Below are 13,913 nucleotides of genomic sequence, written 5' to 3'. Positions count from 1 at the left end.
GAGTCGGTGGGAATTTGGGGGGAATACATGGAATCGATGCTGCGCCAGCAGATTCAGGCGGCCTGCGACGAGCTTTATCACGACCCCCGTGACGAAAATGCGTTCGCGAGACTACACCGACTGCTCGGTGCGGCATCGGGGGCTTCAGCAGACACGATTGGTGGCGTGGTCCCTGAACTGAGCTGGCGCGCGATGGTAAAAAACGCGTGCGACAACCTCTACGACGATCCCGATGACGGTGAGGCACGGACCCGTCTGCTGCTCTTGTTGGCCGCCGCGAGGCAATAGCCGAGAACTGTCGCTCGATTGTCGCTCATAGCCGGGCAGCGGCTTAGTCGCTTTTCAGAGGCGCAAGCGCGTCACTTAGGAATCGCGTCGCTGTACGGCGCGGTGCTCCGATCGTGCAACGGGTGAACGGCCATGTACACCAGCCCGATTCCGATCACCACCACCGCCGACAGCGCGACGATCCAGTTGTCATACCAGGCGGCATCCGGGGTTCGCGGCCACGCCATGTTCACCATGGCGATCACCCCGTACACCAGCGCCGCGATGTTCACCGGCAGACCCCACTTACCGAGTGTGTACTTGCCGGACGGCACCCAGCCCTTCAACCGGGCCCGCAGCGCCGCCAGCACCACCATCTGGAACGCGATGTAGATGCCCAGCGCCGCGAAGCTGATGATCTTGGTAATGGCATCGGTGGAAAACATCGATCCGATCACGATCACGGCCGGCACCACCGCGGCCAGCACCAGCGCGTACGGCGGCACGTGCCGCGTCGGCGAGAACTTGCTCAAAAGCGCCGAGCCCATGATCATTCCGTCTCGGCCGTACGAGTAGGCCAGCCGGCTCGCCGCGGCCTGCAGGCTCATCGCACAGGACAGGAACGAGATGAGCACGATCACCAGGATCACCTTCGAGCCGAACGGCCCGAACGCCTCGGTGAGCACCGTGCTGACCGGGTCGACATCCTCACCGGCGATCACCGCCGGGATATCGGCCACCGCCAGCACCAGCGCCAGACACACGAAAGTGGCTGCGGCACCGCCGATGTAGATGGTGCGGCGCATCGCCTTCGGGATCAGCCGGCCCGGGTCGGGCACCTCTTCGGCGACATCACCGCACGCCTCGAACCCGTAGTACTGGTAAACACCGATCAGCGCGGCGGCCGCGAACGCCCACATGTAGTTGCCGTCGCCACCGGTGCCGAAGCTGTCGAACAGCACCCCGAGGTTGTGTTCGCGGTGCGCGATCAGCAGCCAGCCGCCCACCACCAGCGCGCCGATGATCTCGGCGGTGAACCCGAGGATCGCGGCCTTGGCAAGGACTTTGGTACCCATGAAGTTGATCGCCGTCGCCAGCGCCAACAGACACAACGCGAACAGGATCGTGTTGCCGACAGTCGGCTCGAACCCGAACGTCGCCGCGACAAACGGCCCACCGCCGTAGGTGACCGACGCGATGGTCACCAGCAGCGCCACCAGATACACCCAGCCGGTCATCCAGGCATATCGTCGGCCCCACAATCGCCGCGCCCACGGGTACACCCCGCCGGCGACCGGGAACTGGGCCACGATCTCACTGAAGATCAGCGCCACCAACAACTGGCCGACACCGACGATCAGGAAGCTCCAGATCATCGGCGGCCCACCGGTGGCCAACGCGAACGCGAACAGCGTGTAGACGCCGACAACCGGCGACAGATAGGTGAAGCCGAGGCTGAAGTTGGCCCACGGGCTCATATCCCGCTTGAACTCCGATTTGTAGCCGAGGGCGTCCAGATGGGCGGCATCATCCGTGCCACCGAGATCGCGCGAAGTAGTCGTCACTGGCCTGCTCTCCTTTGGGCAAGTATCCAAGTGAGCGAAAAACTACATTCCTATTGTTTAAGCCGTCTCCGAAACGGCAGAATTCGTCTCCGATCCGGTACATTGCGACGTCAGGCCAACGGGTAGGGAGGCACGAACAGTGGTTTCGTCGTTGTCCCCCTTGGTTGCTCCCGAAGCCCCGGTCGGTCGCGCCGACGAGATCGTGCAGCGCATCTCCGAGGCCATCCAGCTGGGCCTGCTCGACGACGGCGAGCGCCTACCCGTCGAGGTCGACCTGGCCGCCCAGTTCGGCGTCGCCCCGATGACCGTCCGCGACGCCCTGGCCACCCTGCGCGAACAGGGTCTGGTGCAGACACGGCGCGGACGCAGCGGCGGCTCCTTCGTCAAACGCCCCGACGGCCCGCCGATCGCGCAGCTCACCGCGAAGCTGGCCGCCATGAGCGCCTCTGACCTGCGTGATCTGTTCGACGAGCACACCGCCATCGCCGGGCAGGCCGCCAAGCTGGCCGCCGAACGCGCCGCCCCCTACGCGGTTCGGCGACTGTTCGCACTCACCGATCAGCTCGGCGCCGCGGCCACCCTGGGCGACCGGATCCGCGCCGACAGCCGCTTCCACATCCAGGTCGCCGTCGCCTCCCAGTCGGCCCGGCTCGCCCGGCGCGAGGCCAACCTGCAGGCCGAGGTCGCCGGACTGGTCTGGCTGCCCGTCGGCCCGCCCGTCGACCTGGCCACCCACGTCGAGCAGCAGCACGCCATCGCCGCCGCCGTCGCCTCCGAAAACCCCACGCAGGCACGCCAACTGGCCGAGGATCATGTGATGGCCCAACTGGCGCGGCTGACCAAGGCCAACCTGGATCTGAGCGACTCATGACCGCCCAGGAACTGGCCGCCGAGGCCTCGCGCGCCGTCGAGCCCGTCTACGACCTGCTCGGCCGGGTTGCGCAGGAGGTGCTGCGCAGCCGCCCACCGCGGGCCGCCCTCACCGAGGCGCACTTCTCCGGGCTGCAACGCCTGCTGGCCGATCTGCTCGCCGAAGAACACGGCGTCTGGGGCATGGGATTTGTCGCCGCACCGTTCGTGGTCGACGGCCGCGAACGCTATATGGCCTGGTGGCAGCGACACAGCGAACGGGTCGCCCGGCTGCGCCTGAACTTCGACCCGAACAGCATCGACGTCTACGACTACCTGCAGATGGACTGGTATCAGCTGGCCCAGCGCGGGCAGCTGCGCGTCGCCTACGGACCGTACGTCGACTACAGCGGATCGGACATGTACACCATCACCGCGACCATCCCGGTGATCGCCGACGGCACCTTCCTCGGCGTCGCGGGCGCGGACCTGGTGGTCGGCGATATCGAACGCCGGCTCATCGAGGTGTTGCGGCACACCGATAGTGATGCCGTCGTGGTCAACAGCGAACGCCGCGTCATCGCTGCCAACACCCCACGCTGGCTGGTCGGTTCCCGGCTCAAAGCGGTCCCGGCCACCGATGACACCTTCGCACAGGTCGCCGACCTGCCGCTGGGCCTGGGCTGGGCCCTGGCGATCGCCCGCTGAACGCACCGGATGACGGAGTTACGCGGTTTTAACCGATAACGCATCGGCGATAACAATCTAGTTCTAGAGTCTTTATTGCCCACATCGCCGAGCGCCCCCGGAGGTGACCCCGATGCCGCCCGTCCCGACCGACCAGGTCCCCCATTTCGACCCTCCGCATTTTGACGTGAGCGATCCGTCCTTTTCCCTCACCAGCACCGAAGTGCACGAGGCCCGCGAACGCAGCTGGTACGCCACCACCCCGTACGGCATCGCCGTGCTGCGCTACCACGAGATGAACAAGCTGCTCAAGAGCCGGCAGATGCGCCAGGGCAGCATCATGTGGCCCGCCCACAACGGTGTCACCGAAGGCCCGTTCGCGCGGTGGTGGGCCAGCTGGCTGCTCAACAAGGAGGGCGAGGAGCACCGTCGGCTGCGCAAGCTGATGACCCCGGCCTTCACCCAGAAGCTCATCGTCGGACAGGTTCCGCGATTCCAGTCGCTGGCAGGCGAACTCGTCGACGGCTTCGCCGAGCCGGACCGCTGCGAGTTCATGACCGAGTTCTCCGAGCCCTACTCGGCGCGGGTCACCGCGATCATGCTCGGCACCCCCGAGGAGGACTGGCGCATCCTGGCCAAGGAGTCCACCACACTGGGTTTGGCGATGGCCGTGACCCTGCAGGACGACCTGCCCGAGATCGAGGCCGCGCTGGCCCGGCTGTATGACTACTGCGACGCCCAGATCGCCGACCGCCGCGCCCACCCGCGCGAGGACTTCGTCACCGCGTTCGTCAATGCCGCCGACCCGGAGGACGGCCGGCTGTCCGACACCGAACTGCGCGACGGCCTGACCATGCTGATCTTCGCCGCGTTCGACACCACCCGCAATCAGCTCGGCCTGGCCATGCAGACCTTCCTGGCCAACCCCGAACAGTGGCGCCTGCTCGGGCAACGCCCCGACCTCGGTGGCAAGGCAGTCGAAGAAGTGATGCGGCTGAACCCCACCACCCGCTGGGTCACCCGCGAGGTCATCGAGGACTTCGAGTTCGAGGGCCTGGAACTGCGGGCCGGCACCACCGTGCACCTGTACGCCGAAGCGGCAGGCACCGACCCTCGCGTCTACACCCCCGGCGTCGACATCACCGCGGAACGCAAGCCGCACTTCGGATTCGGTGGTGGTCTGCACTACTGCCTGGGCCACTTCGTCGCCCGCGCCGACATGAGCGAGGCGCTGCCGCTGCTGGCCCGGCGCATGGTCGACCCACACGAACTGCCCGGCGCCAGCTGGCTGCCCGATTCCGGCAACACCGGACCCATCCGCCTGCCCATCGGCTTCACCCCAGCCCCCTGACCAAGGAGATCCGATGACCACCACCCCGCTCGACGCGCATCGGCAGACCAACGCCTCCAGCCCCCATCTCGCCGCGGCGCTGGAGACCATCACCGAACGCGGTGTGGAATTCGTCTATTTCCAGGCCGTCACCATCACCGGCCGGGTGGTCGGAAAGGTGGCCCCTGCCAAACACTTCCAGCGCCTGGCCGTCAAGGGGGTGCAACAGCACCAGACCGCCATCGCCAACCTGCAGGGCACCCGAGAGGGCACCCTGCTGGCCGGCGGGGTCAACGCCCCCGAGTACACCGCGATCCCGGACCTGGAGACGTTCGCGGTGCTGCCCTGGGACACCAGCTTCGCCCGCGTGTTCTGCCGACTGTACGAACCCGACCACCTGGCCGTCGACGCCGGCATCGAATTGGCGTGTGATTCCCGGAGCCTGCTGCGCCGCGTACACGACGGGTTCACCGACCGCACCGGGCTGGTGATGCGCACCGGCTGCGAACCCGAGATGACCTGGCAGGGTGAGGATCTGCAAGCGCAGTTCCGACCCGGCTCCAGCCCGGCGTATCACATCGAGCACCTGGAGCGGAACCGCCCGATCGTCAAGAAGGTCATCGAATACGCGCAGGCACTCGGCCTGGACATGATCGAGGGCGATTACGAGGACGAGTTCCAGGTCGAACTGAACTTCATGTACGACCACGCCAACCTGACCGCCGACCGGCTGACCACCTACCGACAGATCTGCAAACAGGTCGCCCGCGAACTCGGAATCCAGGCCAGCTTCATGCCCAAACCGGCCACCGGGATGATGGGCAACGGCTGCCACCACAACTTCAGCTTCTGGCGCGACGACGTCAACGTCCTCGTCGATCCCGGTGTCACCGAACTGCACCTGTCCGAGGTCGGCAAGCATGCCCTCGGCGGCCTGCTGTCGCATTCCGCGGGCGCCATGCTGGTCAACGGATCGACCGTCAATTCCTACAAACGGTACTGGGACGCCGGTCAATTCGCGCCGTCTCGGATCAACTGGGGCCTGGACAACAAGACCTGCACGGTCCGGTTGTCGGCCAACGGCCGCCTGGAGTACAAGCTGCCCGACGCCGCGGTCAACCCGTATCTGTCGCACGCCATCCTGCTGGCGGCGTGCGAGGACGGCATGAAGAACGCCACCGACCCGGGTACGCCGTGCCAGGGCTCGTCCTATGACACCCCGGCCGACCCGCGGTTCCCGGCGTTGCCGCTGACCCTGGGCGACGCCATCACCGCCTTCGCCAAGGACACCGTCATCACCGAAACCTTCGGACCCAAGCTGTCCGAGCTGCTCATCGACTACCACACCGATGAATGGGCGCGATTCTGTGGATACGTCACCGATTGGGAGCGCGAAATGTATTGGAATGATTGCCCGTGAGCGTGTTGAGACTGGCCTGCCTCGACGCCGAGGCCCCGCCGCTGTTCAGCCTGTGGACCCCCGAAAACGGCCGCCAGGGTTACGAACCCGGCGTCGCCGAGGCACTCGGCGCCGAACTTGGTCGCGACATCGAGTGGGTGCGGGTGCCGTGGGTGGACATGATCCCGGCGGTGCAGCGCGGTGACGCCGACGCCGTGCTGTGCGGGCAGGGCATCACCGCCGAACGCCAAGCCCAGGTCGACTTCACCCGGCCCTACGCCATCTTCCACGAGGGGGTGCTGATCCGCCGCGGCGACGATATCCACGCCCCCGAGGATCTGGTCGGCCGCAAGGTCGCCGCCATCGAGAACAGCACCAATATGACACTGGCCCAGACCTTCACCGGCGCCGAGCCGGTCGCGTTCGGCGCCGGCTCCGAGGATGTCTACGCCGATATGCTCGCCGCGTTGCTGGCCAAGGATGTCGATGCCGTGGTCGACGACGATGTGGTGTTCGTCCCGCTGGGCGCCACCCACCCCGACTACGAGCTGGCGTTCACGGTGCAGACCGCCAACAAGTGGGGTATCGCCGTGTCCAAGGACCGGCCCGACACGTTGGCCGAGATCGACGGTGCTCTCGGCCGACTCATCGAATCCGGCCGACTGCAGCAGGTGTGGACGCAGCACCTGCCGACCCTGGACTACCCGTTCGGGGCATGACGCGTCCGCTGGTGGCGGTCATCGGCCGTCGGGCCGCGCAGGTGTCGATCCTGCGCTTCTCGGCGACCCTGGCCGCCGAGGCGATCTGCGAGGCGGTGTGGGCGGCCGGCGGTGAGCCGGTAGTCCTGCACGGGCCGGCCGCCGACCCGCTGGCCGAGATGCCGCAGCGGCTGCACAGTTTCGACGGGATGCTGCTGCCCGGCGGTGCCGATATGGAACCCGGCCGGTACGGCGCCGAGCCGGCCCCGGAGACCACCGACACCGTGGCCTTCCAGGACGACCTGGAACTCGGCGCCGCGCTGGCCGCGATCGTCACCGGCATCCCGACGCTGGCCATCTGCCGCGGCATGCAGGTACTCAACGTCGCGCTCGGCGGCACCCTGATCCAGCACCTCGACAATCCGATACACCACAACAGCATTCACCCCGTGCACGTCGCCGAAGGCTCTCGGCTGCACAGCGTCGTCGGCGATCAGGACATCGAGGTGTCCTCCTACCACCACCAGGCGGTCGGGCTGCTCGGCACCGAACTGACCGTCACCGCGATCGCCGCCGACGGTGTCGTCGAGGCCGTCGAACATGACACCGCCGACATCATCGCGGTGCAATGGCATCCCGAAGACCGGCACGCCGACTCCGCCACCGACGCCGCCCTGTTCGCCGATCTGGTGGACCGGGCCCGCAAACGAAGGGAAACACGATGACCACCCGGGTGCTCCGCGAGGACGTCCTGCCCGACCTGCCGATGCCGGAGGCGCCGCGCGCCCACGTCTGCGTGCTGGCTTCGCTGAACTTCCCCGACATGTCCGCAGCCGACAGCGCCCTGATCCGGCGGTTCACCAAGGTCGCGTTGACCACACTGGTGGAACTGGGCGCGAGCTTCGAGCTGCTGGACACCACCGAGCCACTCGACAGTCCCTCGGCGGCAGCGTATTTCGACGGACTGCTGCTGCTCGGCGGTGGCGATATCGACAACGCCTGCTACGGCGTGCCCACGCGGCACCCGAAATCCTATGGTGTGGACGGCCGCGCCGACCGGGACGCGTTCGCCGCCACCGCCGCCGCGCAGGCCGCCGCACGGCCCATCTTCGGGATCTGCCGCGGCTCACAGCTGCTCAACGTCGCCCGCGGCGGCACCATCATCGGCGATATCGAGGACTACGCCCTACACCACGGCGCCCCAGGGGAACCCGAGTTCGTCGACGAGCCCATCGACATCACTCCGGGCACCCGGTTGTCGAGCATCCTGGGCACCGACCGGGTGACCGGACGGTCCGGGCACCATCAGGCCGTCGACAAGCTGGGCAGCGGGCTGGTGGTCGCGGCGCGCGCGCTGGACGGCATCACCGAGGGCATCGAGGACCCGACCCGCTACTACCTGGGTGTGCAGTGGCATCCCGAGGACGATGACGGTCCTGCCGCCGACCGGCTGGCACTGTTCGGGGCGTTCGTCGATGCGGCCGAACAGGTCCGCACCAGCACGCTGGCCGCGGCTACAGATCGAGCGTGATCCGCTCCCCCGGGAAACGGGCCCGCGACACACACACCAGCATGTCCCCGTCCGCGCGTTGCCGGTCGGTCAGTCGCACGTCGCGGTGCTCCACATCCCCGGCCACCACCCGCTGCACGCAGGTAGCGCAAAAGCCTTGCTGACACGAGTAACTGATATCGGGTCGCACCTCACGTAGCGCCGCCAAGGTACTCTGATCCGCCGAGACCGCAACGATCTGTCCGTCACCGAGTTGCAGCTCGAACGGTGCACCGTCGACCACCGGCAGCGGAGAGAACCGCTCGATGTGCAGCTCGGTACCGGCCGGCACCGCCCGCGCGATCATCTCCATCATCGGTGGCGGCCCGCAGGCGAAGACCGCGGTGTCGGCGTCCACCCCGTCGAGAAGATCTGCGGCGGTGGGCAATCCGCCGTCATCGGTGAGCACAGTGGCGCGCGGGCCGAGCGCCTCCAGCTCGGCCAGGAACGCCATGCTGGCACGATGACGCCCGGTGTAGCGCAGCGTCCACGGCACCCCAACCTGCTCGGCGAGGCGGACCATTGCCACGATCGGGGTGATGCCGATGCCACCGGCGATGAACCGGATGCCGGTGGTGCGCGAGCCTGAACCGGGCAGCGGCATCAGGAACCCGTTACGTGGATCGCTGACCTCGATGCTCCGACTGACCCGCATGCCATGTATCTCGCGGGATCCACCCAGACCTTCTACACTGTGCCGCACCGCGATTCGGTACTCGTCCCGCCGGGATGGATCACCGCACAGCGAGTACTGTCGGGCCCGGCCCGAGGGCAGGTACACGTCGACGTGCGCGCCCGGATTCCAGCGCGGCAACTCCGACCCGTCGGACAAGGTCAGTGCTACCACGTCAGGATCGCGCGCGACGATCTCGCGGTCGATGATCCGCAGCGTCCGCCGATTGCTCACCCGCGGCAGCTCGGGCAGTTCGGCGTCACCGCCCAGGCGCATCACCACCGACAGGAAATGCGGTAACGCGGTGCCCGCGATCCGGATCAGCCGATCCGGTGTGCGCCGGTACAGACCGGGCGGTGGGTCCCCTTCGTAGGGTCGTAGCAGCCGGGACAACCGGCTCATGAAAAGGCCCGCGCGGCCGGGGAGCTGGCCAGGTAGGCGACCGCTTGCGCGGTGCTCCCCTCGTCGGCAGGGTTGTAGTCACGCTTGAGCAGTGCCAGCGGGGCGCGTACCCAGAATCCGAGGCCGGGCACGGCGCCGGAGCGGGCCGACTTGCGAAGCTTCCCGATGATGCGCAGGTAGCCGAGGTTCGGCAGTGCCGGGTCGGCGCGCACGATGTATTTGAGTCCGCGCAGCAACACCACCGGTAGCACCACGCTGACCATCAAGCCGGCCGCGGCCTGGGCGAAGTAGTCCATGCCGAAGTATTTGGCGACGTTGTAGGAGACGTGTCGGTGCTCGACCTCCTCGGCGCCGTGCCACCGGTAGAGGTCGGCCAGGGTGGGATCGACGTTGAGTTCGTCCCAGTTGTTGTTCAGCGCCCAGGAGCCGAGGACTCCGGTGAAGTGTTCGGCGGCGCTGAGCGCATGCGTGCCCGAGGCGAGGGCCTTGCGCCGGTCGGTGGCACTCGCCCGAGCCAACCGGTTCTGGTACTGCGCCACCACCCATTCGAGCTGGCGCAGGAACGGCGCCGGGTCGATACCGTGCCGGTGCAGGTATTCGACCAGCACGTCGTCGTGGGTTTTGGCGTGCACCGCCTCCTGCCCGATGAACCCGATGATCTCCTCGCGCAGGTGATCGTCGCGCACATATTCCAGGGCATCACTGAGCAAGTCGCTGAACCATCGCTCTGCGGTGGGCAGCAGCAGGTTGAGTGCCGTCGCCGAATGCGAGGCGTACGGATCGCCGGGAATCCAGTGCAGCGGCGCGTCTGACCAGTCGAAATGGACGTCGCGGGGGCGCAGGGCGATCTCGTCGGGGGCGAACACGTCGGCCGCACCCAACGTCGCGCGGTCTTCAGGCATCACACCAGCATGCCCGAAAGCCCGGTTGCCGAAACAGCCGTGAGCAAAACACTGCGCGCTACGTCCCACCAGTCAGCCGTACCGGACCGGCATACTCACCTGCGTGGCAAAGAAGCGGGACACATCACGCACCGAGAAGAGCGTGTGGCTGACACCGGAACAGCAGCGTGGCTGGCTCGCCTACATGCGGGTCCAGCTGCGGATGAACTATGAGATGAACCGCCAGCTGCAGGCCGACTCGGGGCTCTCGCTGTCCGACTATGACGTGCTGGTGGCGCTGTCCGCCCGTGACGACACCGGGATGCGGGTCGGTGACCTGGCCGCCCAGATCGGCTGGGAGCGCAGCCGGGTATCCCACCAGCTACGACGCATGGAACAACGCGGGCTGACCCGGCGCGAATCCGGGACCGAGGACGGTCGCACGACCAATGTGGTGCTCACCGTCGCCGGGCGCCGGGCCATCGAGGAGGCCGCGCCCGCCCATGTCGACCTGGTGCGTCGGCTGTTCTTCGACGCGCTGCCGGACAACCTGCTGGCCCCGTTCACCACCGCGATGGAACACATTCACGTCAATCTCAATCTGAACAGCTCGCTGCCGCCTGCACCGAATTAGGATTGAGTGATCTATCACCCATCTGAGAGGGTCATCATGAGCGATATCGTCACCACCCTGATGGAGGCGAACCTGCTCGCCGTATTCAACGAGCGCGACCCGCATCGGCGCGCCGAGGCGATCGCCACCACCTACGCCGACGGGATCCGCTGGACCGACGACGAGGGCGTGGTCACCGGGCATACCGACCTGAACACCAAGGCAGAGCATCTGCAGGCCGGGCTCGCGGGCATGCATTTTGCCGCGGCCGGCCCGGTGCGCCAGACCCGCGGTTTTGGTTTCCTGGCCTGGGAGGTGCGCCGCGACGAGGACGATCTGGCGGTCATGACGGGTTTTGACGTCGCCCTGATCAGCGAGGACCGGATCACCGACCTGTGGACGGTATTGACCGGGCCTCCCTCGGAATAGGTGATATGTCACCTTCGTTCTGGTGGCCGTACACCTGACACGAAGGGACACATCATGGGACAGCTCGACGGCAAGACCGCACTGGTGACCGGCGGTACCTCCGGGATCGGCCTGGCCACGGCGAAGCGCTTCGCCGAGGAAGGCGCCTACGTCATCGTCACCGGACGCGACCGCAAGCGCCTCGACGAGATCGCCACCGCCCTGGGCGAGCGGGGCCGTGCGGTCCGCGCCGATATCAGCAGCATCGACGATCTGGACGCGCTCGCCGGTGAGATCGCCACGCGCGGAAGCGGACTGGACATCGTGTTCGCCAACGCCGGCGGTGGGGACTTCGCCAACCTGGCCGATGTCACCGAGAAGCACTACCGCGACAACTTCGACCGCAACGTGGCCGGCACGGTGTTCACCGTGCAGAAGACGCTGCCGCTGCTCAACGACGGCGCCTCGGTCGTCCTGACCGGCTCGTCCGCCGCCTCCGAGGGCACCCCGGCATTCGGCCTGTACGCCGCGTCCAAGGCCGCCATCCGGTCGCTGGCCCGCACCTGGGCCGCCGAACTGGCCGACCGCAAGGTCCGGGTCAACACCGTGGTACCGGGCCCGGTCGAGACCCCCGGGCTGACCGAACTGGCCACCAGCGAACACGAGCGCCAGGCCCTGCTCGCCGAACTGGCCGCCAGTGTGCCGATGAAACGGCTCGGGCACGTCGACGAGATCGCCGCGGCCGTGCTGTTCCTGGCCTCGGACCAGAGCAGCTATATGACCGGCGCCGAACTCCCCGTCGACGGAGGCCAACTGCAGGTCTGAGCGCCCCCACCAACATCGCGTAGGCCACTACTCTGGTCGGGCCCCGCGCGAGACGACAGTCTCAGAGCCGAACCGGCAATGAGGAGATCCGATGGGGCTGTCAGGGGTGACATCGCCGAGATCACTGCGCACCAAAGCCATCGAATGGCTCAGGCGTTATCTCCCCTTGGAGATCGGCGGTTGGGTCGGCGAACTCGGGTCGGCGGCGGTCGCGTATGCGGCCACCGGGTCGCTGGCCGTCGCCGCGATCGCCGCCACCCTCGGTTCCTCGGTCGGCTATTACCTGCCCGCCTACGTCAACGCGGTGCGCTGGATCTGGCCGTCGAGCCGACGGCCGGTACTTACCAATCTGTTGGCGCTGCGCAGCCTCACCGTGGAATTCGGCATCGCCGAGGTCGTCGACACCGCACTGGTCCGCCCGGCGCTGATCTTCGCCGCACCGATCCTGCTGGACCACGTTCTGCTCGGCTGGATCGTCGGCGGTGTCCTCGCCGACATCGTCTTCTACACCTGCACCATCTTCAGCTACGAGAAGTTCGGCCGCTGGCTGGCCCGGCGCCCGCAACCGTCCCCCACCGCCCTCGACCCGGAGCCCGCGCTGCCATGACCTCACTGCTTGCCCCCACCGACGAGTCGACCGTCGAACGCATCCAGCGCTACCTCAACGAAACCCGGCCCGCCACCCCGTGCCTGGTCGTCGATGTCGATGCGGTGCGCCGGCGCTACCAGGAGATGCGGCACGCCATGCCCGGTGTCGCGATCCACTACGCGGTCAAGGCCAACCCGGCCCCGGAGATCGTGGAAGCCCTTGTCGCACAGGGATCATCCTTCGACGTTGCCAGCACCGCCGAGATCGAACTGTGTCTGCGCAGCGGGGCCGACCCGGCGATGCTGTCCTACGGCAACACCATCAAGAAGGCCCGCGATATCGCCTACGCGTACCGGGTCGGGGTCCGCACGTTCGTCACCGATTCCGAACCCGACCTGCACGCGATCGCCGACCGGGCGCCGTCGTCGAAGGTGCTGGTGCGCATCGCCAATGACGGGCACGGCTCGGCGCTGCCGTTCGGGCCCAAGTTCGGTTGCCGACCCGAACGCGCAGTCGAACTGCTGCGCCAGGCCCGCCGGCTCGGGCTCAATCCGATCGGCCTGGCGTTTCACCCCGGCTCCCAGCAGCTCAACACCGCCGCCTGGGGTGAATCCATCGCCATAGCCTCGCGGATCACGACCACGCTGGCGGCCGAGGGAATCGATTTGACCACACTGGATCTCGGTGGCGGCTTCCCGGCGACCTACCGGCAGAACACCCCGCGGCTGGTCGACTACGGCGCGGCGATCGCCACCTCGGTCGCCCGCTATTTCGGCAGGCACGCACCGAAACTGATGATCGAACCGGGCCGGGCGATGGTGGCCGAGGCCGGGATGATCCGCTCCGAGGTCGTGCTCGTCACCGCACGTGATACCGACCACGGCCGCCGCTGGGTGTACCTGGACATCGGCAAGTTCGGTGGCCTGGCCGAAACCCAGGGTGAGGCAATCACTTACGCCATACAGACCAGTGCCGACGGCGACCGGCTCGGCCCGGTGGCGATCGCCGGCCCGACGTGTGACAGCGAGGACGTGCTGTATCAGCACACCGACTACCGGCTGCCGAACTCTTTGGCGGCCGGGGATTTTGTCGACCTGCTGTCCGCCGGCGCGTACACCGCCAGCTATGCGGCGGTCGAGTTCAACGGCTTTGCGCCGCTGCGCACCCACTGCATCTGA

At 67.3% G+C, this 13,913-nt stretch carries 16 protein-coding genes; 13 read left to right on the top strand and 3 right to left on the bottom strand.

What is annotated here, in order from left to right:
• Positions 1-27 precede the first annotated feature (27 nt).
• Complete coding sequence (locus ACLBYA_RS11475; RefSeq protein ID WP_447709524.1) at positions 28-288, top strand: hypothetical protein; 261 nt, start codon at positions 28-30, stop codon at positions 286-288.
• A gap of 71 nt (positions 289-359) precedes the next feature.
• On the opposite strand, the gene ACLBYA_RS11470 is transcribed toward ACLBYA_RS11475, so the two are convergent.
• A complete protein-coding gene (locus ACLBYA_RS11470) occupies positions 360-1,832 on the bottom strand; it encodes an APC family permease (RefSeq protein WP_447709523.1) in 1,473 nt (490 codons plus the stop codon).
• Positions 1,833-1,983: 151 nt separating this feature from the next.
• Between ACLBYA_RS11470 and ACLBYA_RS11465 the strand changes: the two genes are divergently transcribed.
• From ACLBYA_RS11465 to ACLBYA_RS11435, 7 genes are all read left to right on the top strand, one after another.
• Positions 1,984-2,703: a FadR/GntR family transcriptional regulator gene (locus tag ACLBYA_RS11465; RefSeq protein ID WP_447709522.1), complete on the top strand. Its 720-nt coding sequence runs from the start codon at positions 1,984-1,986 to the stop codon at positions 2,701-2,703.
• On the top strand, positions 2,700-3,389 hold the full coding sequence (locus tag ACLBYA_RS11460) for a cache domain-containing protein (protein WP_447709521.1): 690 nt from the start codon (positions 2,700-2,702) through the stop codon (positions 3,387-3,389). Before ACLBYA_RS11465 ends, ACLBYA_RS11460 begins: the two co-directional genes overlap by 4 nt.
• Positions 3,390-3,501: 112 nt before the next feature.
• On the top strand, positions 3,502-4,719 hold the full coding sequence (locus ACLBYA_RS11455) for a cytochrome P450 (protein ID WP_447709520.1): 1,218 nt from the start codon (positions 3,502-3,504) through the stop codon (positions 4,717-4,719).
• A 13-nt stretch (positions 4,720-4,732) separates the two neighbouring features.
• Entirely contained in the window at positions 4,733-6,118 is a 1,386-nt protein-coding gene (locus ACLBYA_RS11450; RefSeq protein WP_447709519.1) for a glutamine synthetase family protein, read from the top strand.
• Positions 6,115-6,816, top strand: a complete 702-nt coding sequence (locus ACLBYA_RS11445) for an ABC transporter substrate-binding protein (RefSeq protein ID WP_447709518.1) — start codon at positions 6,115-6,117, stop codon at positions 6,814-6,816. The genes ACLBYA_RS11450 and ACLBYA_RS11445 overlap by 4 nt, the downstream gene beginning before the upstream one ends.
• Positions 6,813-7,520, top strand: a complete 708-nt coding sequence (locus ACLBYA_RS11440) for a gamma-glutamyl-gamma-aminobutyrate hydrolase family protein (protein WP_447709517.1) — start codon at positions 6,813-6,815, stop codon at positions 7,518-7,520. The genes ACLBYA_RS11445 and ACLBYA_RS11440 overlap by 4 nt, the downstream gene beginning before the upstream one ends.
• Entirely contained in the window at positions 7,517-8,326 is an 810-nt protein-coding gene (locus tag ACLBYA_RS11435) for a gamma-glutamyl-gamma-aminobutyrate hydrolase family protein (RefSeq protein ID WP_447709516.1), read from the top strand. The genes ACLBYA_RS11440 and ACLBYA_RS11435 overlap by 4 nt, the downstream gene beginning before the upstream one ends.
• Here ACLBYA_RS11435 and ACLBYA_RS11430 read toward each other — a convergent pair.
• Positions 8,310-9,419 carry a PDR/VanB family oxidoreductase gene (locus ACLBYA_RS11430; RefSeq protein WP_447709515.1) on the bottom strand — a complete coding sequence of 370 codons (1,110 nt, stop codon included), beginning with the start codon at positions 9,417-9,419 and terminating at the stop codon, positions 8,310-8,312. The genes ACLBYA_RS11435 and ACLBYA_RS11430 overlap by 17 nt on opposite strands.
• The gene (locus ACLBYA_RS11425; protein ID WP_447709514.1) at positions 9,416-10,321 is read right to left on the bottom strand and encodes a metal-dependent hydrolase; all 906 of its coding nucleotides are present in this window, start codon (positions 10,319-10,321) and stop codon (positions 9,416-9,418) included. Before ACLBYA_RS11425 ends, ACLBYA_RS11430 begins: the two co-directional genes overlap by 4 nt.
• Positions 10,322-10,505: 184 nt before the next feature.
• On the opposite strand from ACLBYA_RS11425, the gene ACLBYA_RS11420 reads away from it, so the two are divergent.
• The 5 genes from ACLBYA_RS11420 (at position 10,506) to ACLBYA_RS11400 (ending at position 13,913) form a co-directional block, all read left to right on the top strand.
• Positions 10,506-10,934: a MarR family winged helix-turn-helix transcriptional regulator gene (locus tag ACLBYA_RS11420; protein ID WP_447709657.1), complete on the top strand. Its 429-nt coding sequence runs from the start codon at positions 10,506-10,508 to the stop codon at positions 10,932-10,934.
• Positions 10,935-10,970: 36 nt separating this feature from the next.
• A complete protein-coding gene (locus ACLBYA_RS11415) occupies positions 10,971-11,342 on the top strand; it encodes a nuclear transport factor 2 family protein (RefSeq protein WP_447709513.1) in 372 nt (123 codons plus the stop codon).
• A gap of 54 nt (positions 11,343-11,396) precedes the next feature.
• On the top strand, positions 11,397-12,146 hold the full coding sequence (locus ACLBYA_RS11410) for an SDR family oxidoreductase (protein WP_447709512.1): 750 nt from the start codon (positions 11,397-11,399) through the stop codon (positions 12,144-12,146).
• A 91-nt stretch (positions 12,147-12,237) separates the two neighbouring features.
• On the top strand, positions 12,238-12,753 hold the full coding sequence (locus ACLBYA_RS11405) for a hypothetical protein (RefSeq protein WP_447709511.1): 516 nt from the start codon (positions 12,238-12,240) through the stop codon (positions 12,751-12,753).
• Positions 12,750-13,913 (top strand): type III PLP-dependent enzyme, encoded by a 1,164-nt coding sequence (locus ACLBYA_RS11400; protein WP_447709510.1) that lies wholly within the window; start codon positions 12,750-12,752, stop codon positions 13,911-13,913. The genes ACLBYA_RS11405 and ACLBYA_RS11400 overlap by 4 nt, the downstream gene beginning before the upstream one ends.

It is taken from the genome of Mycobacterium sp. C31M, assembly GCF_053345865.1.
Note: the sequence above shows the minus strand (reverse complement) of the source record. Positions and strands in the feature narration are given on the sequence as shown.